At 67.4% G+C, this 13,697-nt stretch carries 15 protein-coding genes; 7 read left to right on the plus strand and 8 right to left on the minus strand.

What is annotated here, in order from left to right:
* The first annotated feature begins 53 nt into the window (after positions 1 to 53).
* Together gcvT and ACFWVD_RS18010 are read left to right on the plus strand one after the other, a co-directional pair.
* On the plus strand, positions 54 to 1,154 hold the full coding sequence (gene gcvT / locus ACFWVD_RS18005; RefSeq protein WP_379244094.1) for a glycine cleavage system aminomethyltransferase GcvT: 1,101 nt from the start codon (positions 54 to 56) through the stop codon (positions 1,152 to 1,154).
* 42 nt (positions 1,155 to 1,196) lie between these two features.
* Positions 1,197 to 2,294 (plus strand): branched-chain amino acid aminotransferase, encoded by a 1,098-nt coding sequence (locus ACFWVD_RS18010; protein WP_379244096.1) that lies wholly within the window; start codon positions 1,197 to 1,199, stop codon positions 2,292 to 2,294.
* A 54-nt stretch (positions 2,295 to 2,348) separates the two neighbouring features.
* Here ACFWVD_RS18010 and ACFWVD_RS18015 read toward each other — a convergent pair whose 3' ends face one another.
* From ACFWVD_RS18015 to ACFWVD_RS18035, 5 genes are all read right to left on the minus strand, one after another.
* Positions 2,349 to 3,062: an MBL fold metallo-hydrolase gene (locus ACFWVD_RS18015; RefSeq protein ID WP_379244098.1), complete on the minus strand. Its 714-nt coding sequence runs from the start codon at positions 3,060 to 3,062 to the stop codon at positions 2,349 to 2,351.
* A 133-nt stretch (positions 3,063 to 3,195) separates the two neighbouring features.
* Entirely contained in the window at positions 3,196 to 3,942 is a 747-nt protein-coding gene (locus ACFWVD_RS18020) for an adenosylcobinamide-GDP ribazoletransferase (protein WP_379244100.1), read from the minus strand.
* Between the two features lie 121 nt (positions 3,943 to 4,063).
* Positions 4,064 to 5,137, minus strand: coding sequence for a nicotinate-nucleotide--dimethylbenzimidazole phosphoribosyltransferase (gene cobT / locus ACFWVD_RS18025; protein ID WP_379244102.1), 1,074 nt, complete (start codon positions 5,135 to 5,137; stop codon positions 4,064 to 4,066).
* Positions 5,138 to 5,213: 76 nt separating this feature from the next.
* Positions 5,214 to 5,750, minus strand: a complete 537-nt coding sequence (cobU, locus tag ACFWVD_RS18030; protein WP_379244104.1) for a bifunctional adenosylcobinamide kinase/adenosylcobinamide-phosphate guanylyltransferase — start codon at positions 5,748 to 5,750, stop codon at positions 5,214 to 5,216.
* A 145-nt stretch (positions 5,751 to 5,895) separates the two neighbouring features.
* Positions 5,896 to 6,804: an alpha/beta hydrolase gene (locus ACFWVD_RS18035; RefSeq protein ID WP_379244106.1), complete on the minus strand. Its 909-nt coding sequence runs from the start codon at positions 6,802 to 6,804 to the stop codon at positions 5,896 to 5,898.
* A gap of 255 nt (positions 6,805 to 7,059) precedes the next feature.
* Here ACFWVD_RS18035 and ACFWVD_RS18040 point away from each other — a divergent pair, with 255 nt between their 5' ends.
* Together ACFWVD_RS18040 and ACFWVD_RS18045 are read left to right on the plus strand one after the other, a co-directional pair.
* Positions 7,060 to 7,479 (plus strand): MarR family winged helix-turn-helix transcriptional regulator, encoded by a 420-nt coding sequence (locus ACFWVD_RS18040; RefSeq protein ID WP_379244108.1) that lies wholly within the window; start codon positions 7,060 to 7,062, stop codon positions 7,477 to 7,479.
* On the plus strand, positions 7,476 to 7,913 hold the full coding sequence (locus tag ACFWVD_RS18045) for a hypothetical protein (RefSeq protein ID WP_379244110.1): 438 nt from the start codon (positions 7,476 to 7,478) through the stop codon (positions 7,911 to 7,913). The genes ACFWVD_RS18040 and ACFWVD_RS18045 overlap by 4 nt, the downstream gene beginning before the upstream one ends.
* On the opposite strand, the gene ACFWVD_RS18050 is transcribed toward ACFWVD_RS18045, so the two are convergent.
* Positions 7,902 to 8,855, minus strand: a complete 954-nt coding sequence (locus ACFWVD_RS18050) for a helix-turn-helix domain-containing protein (RefSeq protein ID WP_379244112.1) — start codon at positions 8,853 to 8,855, stop codon at positions 7,902 to 7,904. The genes ACFWVD_RS18045 and ACFWVD_RS18050 overlap by 12 nt on opposite strands.
* Positions 8,856 to 8,941: 86 nt before the next feature.
* Between ACFWVD_RS18050 and ACFWVD_RS18055 the strand changes: the two genes are divergently transcribed.
* Positions 8,942 to 9,109 (plus strand): hypothetical protein, encoded by a 168-nt coding sequence (locus tag ACFWVD_RS18055; RefSeq protein WP_379244113.1) that lies wholly within the window; start codon positions 8,942 to 8,944, stop codon positions 9,107 to 9,109.
* An 84-nt stretch (positions 9,110 to 9,193) separates the two neighbouring features.
* On the opposite strand, the gene ACFWVD_RS18060 is transcribed toward ACFWVD_RS18055, so the two are convergent.
* Complete coding sequence (locus ACFWVD_RS18060) at positions 9,194 to 9,850, minus strand: DUF3043 domain-containing protein (protein WP_379244114.1); 657 nt, start codon at positions 9,848 to 9,850, stop codon at positions 9,194 to 9,196.
* A 259-nt stretch (positions 9,851 to 10,109) separates the two neighbouring features.
* Between ACFWVD_RS18060 and ACFWVD_RS18065 the strand changes: the two genes are divergently transcribed.
* Together ACFWVD_RS18065 and ACFWVD_RS18070 are read left to right on the plus strand one after the other, a co-directional pair.
* The gene (locus tag ACFWVD_RS18065; RefSeq protein ID WP_056816608.1) at positions 10,110 to 10,466 is read left to right on the plus strand and encodes an iron-sulfur cluster assembly accessory protein; all 357 of its coding nucleotides are present in this window, start codon (positions 10,110 to 10,112) and stop codon (positions 10,464 to 10,466) included.
* Positions 10,467 to 10,688: 222 nt separating this feature from the next.
* On the plus strand, positions 10,689 to 11,615 hold the full coding sequence (locus tag ACFWVD_RS18070) for a carbohydrate kinase family protein (protein ID WP_379244324.1): 927 nt from the start codon (positions 10,689 to 10,691) through the stop codon (positions 11,613 to 11,615).
* Positions 11,616 to 11,731: 116 nt separating this feature from the next.
* Here ACFWVD_RS18070 and asnB read toward each other — a convergent pair whose 3' ends face one another.
* On the minus strand, positions 11,732 to 13,675 hold the full coding sequence (gene asnB, locus ACFWVD_RS18075; protein WP_379244116.1) for an asparagine synthase (glutamine-hydrolyzing): 1,944 nt from the start codon (positions 13,673 to 13,675) through the stop codon (positions 11,732 to 11,734).
* Between the last annotated feature and the right edge of the window lie 22 nt (positions 13,676 to 13,697).

Consider the following 13,697-nt stretch of genomic DNA (forward strand, 5'->3'; position numbering starts at 1 on the left):
ACTGTCCGCGATCTCGCCGACAGCGGTCACACCGCGACCGATAAACTCGCCCCATGACCGACACCGCACTGCTCGAGGGCCCCATCCACGCCGTTCACGTCGAACTCGGGGCCACCTTCGCTCCCTTCGGCGGGTGGGAGATGCCCGTGCAGTACGCGGGCACGGTCGGCGAGCACACGGCGGTGCGCACCACGGTCGGGCTGTTCGACGTCAGCCATCTCGGCAAGGCCACGGTCGCGGGTCCCGGCGCCGCGGCGTTCGTGAACTCGGCGCTGACCAACGACCTGGATCGCATCCGGCCGGGCAAGGCCCAGTACACGCTGTGCTGTGCCGAAGACGGTGGCGTGATCGACGACCTGATCGCCTACTACGTCAGCGAGGACGAGGTGTTCCTCGTGCCGAACGCCGCCAACACCGCCGCGGTGGTCGCGCAGCTGCGCAAGGTGGCGCCCGCGGGCATCACGATCACCGACCAGCATCGCGACTTCGCGGTGTTCGCGGTGCAGGGCCCCAAGGCCACCGAGGTGCTCACCGCGCTGGGCCTGCCCACCGACATGGAGTACATGGCCTACGAGGACGCCGAGTGGGACGGTCGCCCTGTGCGCGTATGCCGCACCGGTTACACCGGCGAACACGGCTACGAACTGCTGCCCGCCTGGGACGACGCCGAACCGGTGTTCCGCGCGCTGATCGCCCAGGTCGAAGCCGCGGGTGGTCAGGCCGCGGGCCTCGGCGCGCGCGACACCCTGCGCACCGAGATGGGCTACCCGCTGCACGGACACGAACTGTCCCTGGACATCACTCCGAACCAGGCCCGCACCGGCTGGGCGGTCGGCTGGAAGAAGCCGGAATTCTGGGGCAAGGACGCGCTCGCGCAGGAGAAGGCCGACGGCCCGCGTCGCACGCTGATGGGCCTGAAAGCCCTGGATCGCGGCGTGCTGCGGCAGGGCCAGACGGTGCTGCGCGACGGCGAACCGATCGGTGAGACCACCTCGGGCACGTTCTCGCCGTCGCTGAAGGTCGGCATCGCGCTGGCACTGCTGGACACCGACGCGAAGCTGGAACCCGGCGACGAGGTGGAGGTCGACGTGCGCGGACGCAAGCTGCGCGCGCAGGTCATCCGGCCGCCGTTCGTCGACACCAAGACCAAGTAACTCCCCGTACCACCACCACATCGGCCCGGATAGGATCGCACCATGACAGTCGCCGCTCAGTTCACCCGTATCCCGCATCCCGCGCCCACCCCGGCGCAGCAGCGGGAACAGGTACTGACGGCGCCCGGCTTCGGCCGGTACTTCACCGACCACATGGTGTCGATCGACTACGCCGACGGCGTGTGGGGCAATGCCCGCGTGGAACCGTACGGTCCGCTGTCGATGGACCCGGCGACCATGGTGTTCCACTACGGGCAGGCGATCTTCGAAGGCCTGAAGGCCTACCGTCAGCCCGACGGTGAGATCGCCACGTTCCGCATCGACGCCAACGCCGCGCGCTTCCGTCGCTCGGCGGCGCGCATGGCGATGGCGCAGCTGCCCGAGGAACTGTTCATCGAATCGGTGCGTCAGCTGCTGGACGTGGACGCCGACTGGGTGCCCGCCGCCGGGGGCGAGGATTCGCTGTACCTGCGGCCGTTCATGTTCTCCACCGAGGCGGGCCTCGGCGTGAAGCCGGCGTCGGCGTACAAGTACCTGCTGCTCGCCTCGCCCGCGGGTGCGTATTTCCCGCGCGGTGTGAAGCCGGTGCGGGTGTGGCTGTCGACCGAATATGTGCGCGCGGCACCCGGCGGCACCGGTGAGGCGAAGGTCGCGGGCAACTACGCGTCGTCGCTGCTGGCGCAGGCGCAGGCCACCGAAGAAGGCTGCGACCAGGTGGTGTGGCTGGACGCTTGCGAGCGCCGGTATGTCGAGGAGATGGGCACCAACAACCTGTTCTTCGTGTTCGGCACCGGTTCCGACGCGCGCCTGGTGACGCCGGAACTGTCCGGTTCGCTGCTGCCCGGTATCACCCGTGATTCGCTGCTCACGCTGGCCGCGGATTCCGGGTATCCCGTTGAGGAGCGCAAGATTTCGGTGGAGGAATGGCGCAAGGGTGCCGAATCCGGTGAGATCAGTGAGGTTTTCGCGTGCGGGACCGCCGCGGTGATCACGCCGGTCGGCTGGGTGAAGTCCGCGGAGGGCGAATTCGCTATCGGCGGTGGGGAACCCGGTGAGGTGACCATGGCGTTGCGTGACACGTTGACCGGGATTCAGCGCGGGACGTTCGCCGATACGCACGGGTGGATGCGCACTCTGTAAGTCCCACAACAGCATTGGAGAGCGGGTCCCTTCGCGGGGCCCGCTCTCGTGCTGTCAGCCCGGCATCAATGCCTGCCACTCGCCCAGCGACTTCGGGCGAAGGACGTAGTTGCTGTCGCGCACGGAAGCCAGTGCGGCACTGGGTGCTTCGGAGTACCAGTGGCCCGGGTAGACGACGGGGTTGCCGTCCAGGGCGGCCAGTTGCTGCAGGCTGCGGTACATCTCGTCGGAGTCGCCACCGGGGAAATCGGTGCGACCGCAACCGTCGACGAACAGGGTGTCACCGGAGATCAGGCGGCCGTCGAACAGGAAGCACTGGCTGCCGGGGGTGTGGCCGGGGGTGTGCAGTAACTCGATGTCGAAGGCGCCGACCTTCACCTTGTCGCCGTGGTCGTGGCCGGTCAGCTCGCTGTCGGCGATGCCGGTGGTCTGCGCGACCCACTCCAGTTCGTGCTTGTTCACGTGCACGGGCACGTCGGCCTTCTCGAGCAGTTCGGCCACGCCGCCGAGGGTGAAACCGAGCATGGTGCCGCCGACATGGTCGGGGTGGTGATGGGTGGCCAGCACACCGGACACGCGCATGCCGTCGGCCGCCGCGACGTCGACCAGGTCGGCCGCCGCGTAGGCGGGATCCACCAGCAGGGTCTCGCCGGTCTCGCGGTCGCCGATCAGATACGCGAAGTTGCGCATCTGCGTGGCGATCGGATCGCCGACGGCGTAATCCCGGCCGGACAGCAGCTGGCGGAAATAGAGGCGCTCGGATGACATGCGGTCCACTGTATTGCCACCGGTGTGCTGGGGGTGCACCCGAGTACCGTTGACCGGACGGTCTGTGGGACCACACAACCCCGGACATATTGGACTTGTGACCAGTCCGAGTTTGTCCTGCCCGGTTGTTTGGTTATCCCGCCAGCGAGAAACCCACTGCGGCACAAGAAGCCGCGATTTCCACGACCGCGCCGAGAACATCTCCGGACAGGCCCTCGAAACGACGGACGCAGTGCCGGGTCACGAACACGGTCACAGCGAGCACCGCGAGCATGATGATCGGGCCGAGCCAGAGGTTGTCTGGGATGGCCGCGACCGCGGCGAGGGTGGCCAGGGCGGGCCACAGCAGGACGGCTGCGCGCGGTTGGGTGTTCGCTACCAAGGCGCCGAAGCCCGCGTCGGGGGCGGCGGGGATGCCTCGACATGCCAGGACCACCGCAACGCGGCCCGCGGTGACGGCGAGCGCGATCGCGAACCAGCGATGTTGCTCGGCCAGGGTCGCGAACGCGACGGATTGGATGGCGATGGCGAAGATGAGGGCTGCGACGCCGAAGGGGCCCGCGCCGCCGGACTTCATGATCTCGCGGGCGCGCTGGGGTGGGCCGTAGCTGCCGAGTCCGTCGACGGTGTCGGCCAGGCCGTCCAGGTGCATACCCCTGGTGAGCAGGGCTAGTAGGCCGACGGTGAGTAGTCCGGCGAGCAGGGTGGTCAGACCTGCGGTGACCAACAGGTACAGGGCTGCCGCCGCGAATGCGCCGAGGGCGACGCCGATCAGCGGGGCCAGGGTGATCGCGTGGCCTGCGGTGCGGCGGTCGACGTCCGACGGGCCGGGAACCGGGATAACCGTCAGCCAGGAGATGGCCAGCCGTAAGCCGTTCATGACCATGCGCTCGATGCGGTGTCACGACGATCGGCCGCCGAGGGAACGCTGTTGGGTTGAGCGAGTGTGTCGGATTCCTTTGGCCTGCAGGAAGATTCGACGTGCGTCGGACGTGGTTTGTTCACTTCGCGAGGTCGACGGTGTCGGTCTCCGCGGCGGCGGTGCTCACGCCCGCGTCGGCGAAGGTCGACATCTCGGCCAGGGTCGCGACCGCGGCGCGCAGGATCGGCAGGGCTGTGAGCGCGCCGGAACCTTCGCCCAAGCGCATCTCGAGGTCGATCAGCGGGGTCAGGCGCAGGTGTTTCAGGGCCAGGTCGTGGGCCGGTTCGGTGGAGCGGTGGGCCGGCAGCCACCAGGCTTTCGCGCCCGCGGCGAGGTCTTCGGCGACCAGGGCGGCGGCGGTGACCACGACGCCGTCCAGCAGCACCGGGGTGCGGCGCGCGGCGGCCTGGGCGAGGAAACCGGTCATGGCGGCGAAGTCGGCACCCGCGGCGACACGCAGCAGGTCGACCGGGTCGGAGGCGACGGGGCGGGCGCGACGCATACCGTCGCGGATGGCGGCGACCTTGCGAATCCAGCCCTGATCGTCCACGCCGGTGCCACGGCCGACGGCAGCCACGGGTTCGACACCAGTGAGGGTGGCGATCAGCACGGTGGCGGGGGTGGTGTTGCCGATGCCCATGTCGCCGGCGATGAGCAGGTCCGCGCCGGAGTCGATTTCCTCGTCGGCGATCGCGCGACCCGCGGCCAACGCGGCGGCGACTTCGTCTTCGGACAGGGCGTCCTCGCGGTCGATGGAACCGCTCGAGCGACGCACCTTGTGCTGGGAGATCGACGCTTCGGTGTCACCGTCGACGGCGATATCGACCACGCGCACGGTCGCGCCCGCCACGGCGGCCAGCGCGTTCACCGCGGCACCACCGGCCAGGAAATTGGCCACCATCTGCGCGGTGACCTCGCTCGGATACGCCGAAACCCCGTGCTTGGCGACACCGTGATCACCGGCGAACAGCACCACGCGGGCACGGTCGAACTGCTTCGGCGGGCACACGCCCTGGCAGGCGGCGACCCAGTTGCCCAGTTCCTCGAGCCGTCCCAGCGATCCGGCCGGTTTCGTGAGCTGCGTCTGGCGCACCTGCGCCGCCGCGCGCACCTGCGCGTCCGGGGCCGCGACCGGGTCGAATCCGTGCGTCACTGGCAAGCCTTTCGAAAGTGGTGTGTTCGGGGCCCATCTTGCCCGGATCGCGGTGCGCGGCGGCGACCGACCCGGCTCATTTCAGTCGAACGGGCAGCCCGGCGACGATGAGATAGGCCTGATCGCAGACCGCCGCCAGTCGCTGATTGAGGGTGCCGATCTCGTCGCGGAACAACCGGCCCGAGCGCGTTGCCGGGATGACACCCATGCCTACCTCGGGCGATACGATCACCAGCCGCTGGTTATAGGCCTGCACGGCGTCGACGAGCTCGTCGCAATCGGGGGTGACGGTGCCGCGCGGTGCGTCCCAGGCGTGGCGGGCGTCCAGGCGTGCGGTGAGCCAGGTGCCGATGTCGTCGAGCAGGGTCGCGGGGGCTTCGGTGGCGAGAACTGTTGCGGGCTCGGTGTTCTCGACCGTTGTCCAGTGCGCGGGGCGGCGGTCGCGGTGGACGGTGATGCGGTCGGCGAAGTCGTGATCGGTGGGGTCGAGGACGGCGGTGGCCAGGTAGCGGACCGTGGGTGCGTCGGTCAGCAGGTTCTCGGCGAAGGCGGATTTACCCGAACGGGCGCCTCCGAGCACGAGGGTCCGGGGTGGCCTGGCGGTGGCGGGCATTCGAGCACGGTAGCTTGTCTGCCGCCCCTCCGCCTCTCCGCGTATTCTGCCGGTCGAAGGGCGGTGGGACGGTGTTGTGCCGGGCCTGCGGTTAGTAGGACTGCGGTTTTGGGGTGGTTGGTGAGTTACCCATGTTCTTGCGAGATCAGTGCGCGCCAAGGGCATCGAGGATCATCGGGCGGGCATTGGTGAGCGACTGCTGCCAGTACGGCCAGGTGTGGGTGCCGTTGGTGAAGTCCATGCGGGCGGGAATGCCGAGCGCGTTGACGCGGTCGCGGAAGATGCTCGCCGCGATCACCGCGAGCGCTTCGATCCCGGCGGCATTGATCGTGTTGCCGACCCCACCGGGCAGATCGAGCGGACCGGGCACGCCGTTGCCGGTCGTGATGTACATCGGCAGGCCGCGCAGGCGCTCGGCCTGGACGGTCACGTCGTTGCGGCCCCACGCGGGATCGCCTGCGGGACCCCACATGTCGTCGACATTGAAGCCGCCCTCGTCGAGCATCGCCGCGCGCATGGCCTGGTTCCACATCGGGTAGGTCGGGTTCAGGAAGCCGGAGAACGAACCGGCGAACCGGAACTGATCGCGATGGTGCGCGGCCAACGCCAGCGCGGCACTACCACCCATCGACACACCGACCACGCCGTTGTTCGTGCGTGAAACACCGTATCCCGCAAGGAAATCGGGCAGTTCACGAGTGAGGAACGTTTCCCACTTGTAGGGCGTCTTCTGCCCGTTGGTGCTGCTGGGTCGGTACCAGTCGGTGTAGAAGCTGGAATGGCCGCCGACCGGGAACACCAAAGTGACGTTGTCACCGGCGAATTGGCGCACCGCGTCGGTGTCGGTGGTCCACTGGCTGTGATCGCGGGGCGCGCGCAAACCGTCGAGCAGATACAGTGCCGCGCTGCCACCGCGCGAGGCCCACTGCACCTGAATCTTGATCGGGCCCATACCCGACGGCACCCACAGTTCCTCGAAACTGCCTGCGGGCGTGCGCAATACCGGCGCCGCACTCGGCACGGCACTGGCCGCGGACGTCCCCACGGTCGACATGACCACGGCCGCCGTAGCGATCGTGAGAGCCTTGCTCAGCCGACGAAAATTACCCCACCCAACGTGAAACACACGGCAAGCTGATCAGTTTCAGCGACTTGCGTCAAGCCGACTGTGGTGCCTCACAACAGCGCCGGGGGCTGGATTTGCTGACATTCTGCAAGTATATGGCTTGCCATGTAAACTGGAGTCGGCGGAAAATCAGGTCATGGAGGGGAGCGGATTTTGATGGTACGCAACAACTCGCTGGGGTACGTGATCAACCACCTCGCGCGGCTTATGGAACAGGCGTTGCGCGATCGCATCGCCGAATATGGCGTAGTACCAGGGCAATTCGCGCAACTGCTCGCACTGTACGAGGAAGAGGGGATCTCGCAACTGGCGCTGTGCGACAAGGTGCGCATCGATCAGTCGACGATGGCGCACACGCTCAAACGGATGGAGCGGGACGGCCTCATCGCGCGCGTTCCTGATCCGCGCGACGGCAGGCGGGCGTTGATCTACCTCACCGACCGATCCCGCGCGCTACGCACCGCCCTCACCTCGGCCGCCCAGGACGTGAATGACCTTGCTACAGCAGGGTTTACTGACGTCGACGCGTTCCTTCGCATGGCTCGACAGTCGATCGACAACCTCGAGGCCGCTCGTGCGGCATCGGAAAGAGGCACGCCATGACGTCACGCATCCATCCGATCGCGGGTTCGGTCGGGCTGCTCATCATTGTCACCTTCTGGATCTCCACAGTGGTCAGCGAGCTCAGTGGGTCCAAGGAGGCGATCGTCGCGGTCAAGCAGGCCATTCCGTGGGGCTTGCCGATCCTGATAGTCGCGCTCGCCCTCACCGGCGGCACCGGATTCCGCCTGGCGGGGGACTCGACGATGCCCGCCATCCTTGCCAAGAAGCGTCGGATGCCGTTCATCGCGGGCAACGGGCTGCTGGTCCTGGTTCCCTCGGCGATCATCCTGGCGGTGCTCGCTGGTCGCGACGAGTTCGGGCCGCTGTTCTACGGCGTGCAGGCCATCGAATTGATCGGCGGCGCAACCAATATCGTGCTCATGTCCCTCAACGCCCGCGACGGGTTTCGCATCACCGGCCGTTCAACACGCTGAGCCGAAGCGGCGGCGGTACTCGGTGGGGGCGATGCCGACCTGGCGTTGGAAATGGTGGCGCAGCAGCGCGCCGGAGCCGAAACCGGACTCGTCGGCGATGCGTTCCAGGCCCATCTCGGTGTCTTCCAGGAGTTGCTTGGCGAACAGCACGCGCTGGGTCGTGAGCCATTTGACCGGGGTGGTGCCGGTTTCGGCGGCGAAGCGGCGGGCGAAGGTGCGGGTGGACATGCTCGAGCGGGCGGCCAGTTCGTCGACGGTGTGCGGGTGGGCGAGATTTTCGGTGAGCCAGGTCAGGGTGGTGGACAGGCCGACCGAGCAGCATTCGGGCACGGGCTTTTCGATGAATTGGCGTTGGCCGCCGTCGCGTTGCGGGGGCACGACCATGCGGCGGGCGATGCCGTTGGCGGCGGCGGTGCCGATCTCGCGGCGGACCAGGTGCAGGCAGGCGTCGATGCCCGCGGCGGTGCCCGCGCTGGTGATCAGGTTGCCCGCGTCGACGTAGAGGACGTCGGGGTCGACGGTGGCTTCGGGGAACATGCCCGCGAGTTTGTCGACGTAGCGCCAGTGGGTGGTGCATTTGCGGCCGTCGAGCAGGCCCGCCGCGCCGGCCAGGAACGCGCCCGAGCAGACGGTGAGGATGGTGGCGCCCGCGTCGGAGGCGTTGCGCACGGCTTCCACGACCCGGTCGTCGTACTCGCCGATGGGGGCGGCGGGCAGGGCGACCAGGTCGGCGCCCGCCAGTTGGTCGAGGCCGAACTCGGGGGTGACCGTGATGCCGGGGGTGGTCGAGCGCAGGGGCTTGCCGGGGTCGGCGCCGCAGACACGGAAGTCGAAGCCGGGCAGGCCGTCGGCGGTGCGGTCCAGGCCGAAAACCTCACAGACGACACCGAATTCGAACATGGCGAGTCGATCGTTGAGGACTACGGAAACCTTCGACAGCATGCCTGAAGCATAGCTGGCTGAATCTTTACGCACAATGACAGAACAGCCACTTTCGGCAGGATGTCAGCGAGAGCAAAATTACTGCCATGCTTACTTTCCTGATCGTCCTCACCGTCATCGTCGGACTCGCCGTACTGATCGGTCGCGGCACCGCAGGCTCCACCGGAATCGTCGATCGCGACGCCCAGCGCATGAATGTAGAACTCGCGGCCATCGCAGGACATTCCGGCTACATCCGCCCCGGCCATATCTGACAAGGCGGCCTGTACCGCACCTACCCGGGAAACACGAATGCCGTCCCCTTCTGGAGGGAACGGCATTCGTTGTTAAGGAGGGGACTAGACGGCAGCGCCGGGGCCCACTCGGGGCTTCGGGGCGCGCATCTTGCGGATCTGGGAGGCGCGCACGAACGCGTACCAGCCCAGCTTGAAACCGGTATCGGTGGTGTCGGGGAAACGTTCGATCACCCGGTTGTTCACGATCTTGCCCAGCACGAAGCCTTCGATGATCATGAAGACCATCATCACCAGCATCGCCAGGGTGACGATCGTCTGCAGGCCGGGGGCCACGAACATCGACAGGATCAGCACCAGCGCCATCGGCATGAACAGGCCGACCAGGTTGCGGCGGGCGTCGACCAGGTCGCGCACGTACGCGCGCACCGGGCCCTGATCGCGGGGCAGCAGGTACTTGTCCTCGCCGGCGAGCATGCGCGCACGGCGGTCCTGCACGGCGGCGCGACGGTCTGCCGCGGCGGCCTTGCGGTCCTGTTTGGTGCCCTTGACAGTCTTGCGGCGGGCGCGGGCTTCCTTGGCGGTGAGCGGGGCGGGCGCGACCGGGCCGCGCCGTTTGCCTTCGGCCTCACGCCTTTTCGGAGTCGGCCTGCCCTTACCGGGGGTCGACGAGGTGGTGGCGGCGGCCTGTTCGGAGCCGGGCACCGACGGGTCGACGGACTCGTCGATGGTGCTGGACTCGTCGCGACGGAACAATTTCACGTTCACCAGGCTATTCGATGGGGCCGATCATCGGGAAATGCGGTCCGCTCAGCGGTGGGCCCGGTCTCATCGATCGTCGGGCTGAGGCCGCGATCACACCCGTTCGGGGCGTAGTGTGGCCATCAGCACCCAGGTGGCGTCTACTGGCTGCGCCGAGGGTGGCAAAATAGGAATAAGTAGTAGCTGCGACAGCGTTGGAATACGTCGTGCGCTGTGCACCGCAGGTCCGTTGACGGGCTGAGTCGAACTAGGAGTGTCCATGACTGTGCAGAACGAGACCGCCACCGAGACCCACGGTGCGACGCTGACCGACGCTGCCGCCATCAAGGCGAAGGCGCTGCTGGATCAGGAGGGTCGCGACGACCTCGCCCTGCGGATCGCCGTTCAGCCCGGTGGCTGTGCCGGCCTTCGCTACCAGCTGTTCTTCGACGATCGCATCCTCGACGGTGACATCGTCGTGGAGTTCTCCGGCGTGAAGCTGGCTGTCGACCGCATGAGCGCCCCGTACATCGACGGCGCCTCGATCGACTTCGTCGACACCATCGAGAAGCAGGGCTTCACCATCGACAACCCGCAGGCCACGGGTAGCTGCGCCTGCGGCGACTCGTTCAACTGATGCTCGGTGCCGCGAGTCAGCGGCACCCACCAGGCCACGCCCGGGATCGTTGTCGTTGCGTGGCGAGGTAGCGAACAGGTGAACCACAGGCGGTAGCGCTTGCTACCGTTGAAGTCCGGGATCTCGGTGATCCCGGACTTCTCTGTTTTCCTACCTCTAGCGTCGAAGGGGCCCTGCCTCGTGCCTGTTGCCGTGTCCGCATCCATCGCCACCGACCACCTCATGCGTTTTCCCGGCCGGTTCGCCGATGCGCTGCTCGCCGATCAACTCGACCATGTGTCCCTGAGCTTCCTCGTCGACGACCTGCAGATCCGCCGCGGCGGAGTGGCGGGCAACATCGCCTACGCGATGGGTCTGCTGAAGCAGCGCCCCGTGCTCGTCGGCGCCGTCGGTGCCGATTTCGCCGATTACCGGCAGTGGCTGGAAAGCAGCGGCGTCGACTGCTCGGCCGTGCATGTCTCCGAGAAGGCGCACACCGCGCGTTTCGTGTGCACCACCGACGAGACGATGGCGCAGATCGCGTCGTTCTATCCCGGTGCGATGAGCGAGGCGCGCGATATCGACATCGCCGCGATCGCCGCCGAACACGACATCGACCTGGTGCTGGTCGGCGCCAACGACCCCGAGGCCATGGTCGCGCACACCCGCCAGGCCAAGGCGCAGGGCATCGCGTACGCCGCGGACCCCTCGCAGCAGCTGGCCCGCCTGGACGGTGAGCAGGCGACCGAGCTGGTCGACGGCGCGGCCTACCTGTTCACCAACAAGTACGAGTGGGCGCTGCTGCAGCAGAAGACCGGCATGAGCGAAGCGGAGATCACCGCCAAGGTCGGCATCCGGGTCACCACGCTTGGCTCCGAAGGCGTACTCGTGGTCGACACCGACGGCACCGAGGTCCGCGTCACCGTGGTCCCCGAGGTCGCCAAGATCGACCCCACCGGCGTCGGCGACGGCTTCCGCGCCGGCTTCCTCACCGCCCACCGCGCCGGCCTGTCCCTGGAACGCGCCGCCCAACTGGGCTCCCTGATCGCGGTGCTGATCCTGGAAACCACCGGCACCCAGGAATGGACCCTGTCCACCGAAGACGCCCTCGAACGCCTCACCAAGGCCTACGGCCCCGAAGCCGCCGACGAGTTGGCCCGCCTGCTCTAACTGGACCAATGATCACCACGCTGTGGTGGCGGCATCGCCCGAGAGGCCTCCGCCACCACAGCGTGGTGATCTTGAAGTCCCCCCTGGGTTTTCGGTCCTGGGGGGGTTTCGTGCGTTTAGAGGGAGACCGGGTAGACCGGTTCCTGGATTTCGGGCTTGATGCGGTCCTCCACGAAGATGCCGTGCCAGACCATGAAGACCAGCAGGGTCCACAGGCGGCGGCTGTGGTCGGAGACGCCGGCTTTGTGGTCGCGCAGCATTTGGAGGATGGCCGGCTTGTTCAGGAGGTGGTCGGTTTGGGACTCGGCGATTTGGGTTTCGGCCCAGTCGTAGAGTTCGGTGCCGCGCAGCCAGTGGCGCAGGGGGACGGGGAAGCCGAGCTTGGCGCGGTTGAGGACGTGGTCGGGGACGATGCCGTCCAGGGCCTGGCGTAGCGCGTACTTGGAGGTTTCCTTGGTGATCTTCTGGTCGAAGGGGATGCCTTCGGCGACGCGCATGACCTCGTTGTCCAGGAACGGGACGCGCAGTTCCAGGGAGTTGGCCATGGTCATCTTGTCGGCCTTGACCAGGATGTCGCCGCGCAGCCAGGTGAACAGGTCCAGGTGTTGCATGCGGGCGACCGGGTCCCAGCCGGTGGACTGGGCGTAGATGGGGGCGGTGACGTCCTGGTGGGTCCACTCGGGGCGGAAGTCGCGCAGCACCGAACGCAACTGGGCGTCGTTGAAGCTGCGGGCGTTGCCGTAGTAGCGGTCCTCGAGGGACAGTGAACCGCGCTGGAGCAGGGACTTGCCGCGCTTGCCATCGGGCATCTTGTCGCCGAGCCTGCCCAGTAGCTTGCGCGCACCGGCGGGCAGGTACTCGAAAGGCTTGAGCGACAACGGTTCCTTGTAGATGGTGTACCCGCCGAACAGCTCGTCGGCGCCCTCGCCCGACAGCACCACTTTGACGTGCTTGCGGGCTTCCTTGGCCACGAAGTACAGCGGGACCAGGGCCGGGTCGGCGACCGGATCGTCTAGGTACCAGACGATTTCGGGGATCGCGGCGGCGAACTCGGCGGGGGAGACCACCTTGACGATGTGGCGGGCGCCGATCAGCGCGGCGCTCTCGGCGGCCACGTCGACCTCGGAGTAGCCCTCGCGCTCGAACCCGGTGGTGAAGGTGATCAGGTTCGGGTTGTGGCGCATGGCCAGCGCCGCGATGGCGGTGGAGTCGATGCCGCCGGACAGGAAGGAACCCACGGTCACATCGGCGCGCATGTGCTTGGCGACCGAGTCCTCGAGCGCCGCGGCGATCTCGGCGTAGCGGGCCTTCTCCGAACCCTCGGTGAACGGGCGAACCCGGAAGTCGGGGCGGAAGTAGCGGGTGGCGACGGGCTCCTGGCCGACACTGACCGTGGCGTAATTGCCCGATTCCAGGCGGCGGATGCTCTTGTGCAGCGACTCGGGCTCGGGCACGTACTGCAGCACCGTGTAGTGCTCGAGCGCGCGCGGATCCAGCTCGTCGGACACCCCGAGCGGGCCCAGCAGATCCAGCAGGCTCTTCTTCTCGCTGGCGAACGCGGTGCCGCCGGGGCCGGTCGCGATGAACAGCGGCTTGATGCCGAACGGGTCGCGCGCGAGGAACAGCTGCGACGTCTCGGTATCCCAGATCGCGAACGCGAACATGCCGCGCAACTTGCGCACCGATTCGGGGCCCCAGTAATGGAACGCCGCCACGATGGCCTCGCCGTCACCTTCGGTGGCGAACATCTGGCCGTCGGGGAACTGCGACGCGTGCTCGGCGGCCAACTGCTCACGCAGTTCGAGATAGTTGTAGATCTCGCCGTTGAACGTCATCGCGTACCGCTGCGGATTCTCCGCGGGGCCCCAGCGCAGCGGCTGGTGCGAGTGTTCGATATCGATGATCGACAGGCGGTTGAACCCGAAGATCATGTGCTCGTCGTGCCAGGTGCCCTTCTCGTCGGGGCCACGGTGCCGCTGGCAGTGCAGCGCGTCGTACACCTGATCGACCACCTCGGTCGTCGCCGTATCAGCTGTCAGGAATCCGAGCAGTCCGCACACGGTGTCGGCAACCTTCTCTCGT

Source organism: Nocardia sp. NPDC058666 (genome assembly GCF_042714895.1).
Lineage (GTDB): Bacteria > Actinomycetota > Actinomycetes > Mycobacteriales > Mycobacteriaceae > Nocardia.

Excerpts from the sequence above, each read along its gene's own strand:
- gcvT (WP_379244094.1), top strand. The coding sequence starts at position 54 with ATGACCGACACCGCACTGCTCGAGGGCCCCATCCACGCCGTTCACGTC.
- ACFWVD_RS18010 (WP_379244096.1), top strand. The coding sequence starts at position 1,197 with ATGACAGTCGCCGCTCAGTTCACCCGTATCCCGCATCCCGCGCCCACC.
- ACFWVD_RS18015 (WP_379244098.1), bottom strand. The coding sequence starts at position 3,062 with ATGTCATCCGAGCGCCTCTATTTCCGCCAGCTGCTGTCCGGCCGGGAT.
- ACFWVD_RS18020 (WP_379244100.1), bottom strand. The coding sequence starts at position 3,942 with ATGAACGGCTTACGGCTGGCCATCTCCTGGCTGACGGTTATCCCGGTT.
- cobU (WP_379244104.1), bottom strand. The coding sequence starts at position 5,750 with ATGCCCGCCACCGCCAGGCCACCCCGGACCCTCGTGCTCGGAGGCGCC.
- ACFWVD_RS18035 (WP_379244106.1), bottom strand. The coding sequence starts at position 6,804 with ATGTCGACCGTGGGGACGTCCGCGGCCAGTGCCGTGCCGAGTGCGGCG.
- ACFWVD_RS18045 (WP_379244110.1), top strand. The coding sequence starts at position 7,476 with ATGACGTCACGCATCCATCCGATCGCGGGTTCGGTCGGGCTGCTCATC.
- ACFWVD_RS18050 (WP_379244112.1), bottom strand. The coding sequence starts at position 8,855 with ATGCTGTCGAAGGTTTCCGTAGTCCTCAACGATCGACTCGCCATGTTC.
- ACFWVD_RS18055 (WP_379244113.1), top strand. The coding sequence starts at position 8,942 with ATGCTTACTTTCCTGATCGTCCTCACCGTCATCGTCGGACTCGCCGTA.
- ACFWVD_RS18065 (WP_056816608.1), top strand. The coding sequence starts at position 10,110 with ATGACTGTGCAGAACGAGACCGCCACCGAGACCCACGGTGCGACGCTG.
- ACFWVD_RS18070 (WP_379244324.1), top strand. The coding sequence starts at position 10,689 with ATGCGTTTTCCCGGCCGGTTCGCCGATGCGCTGCTCGCCGATCAACTC.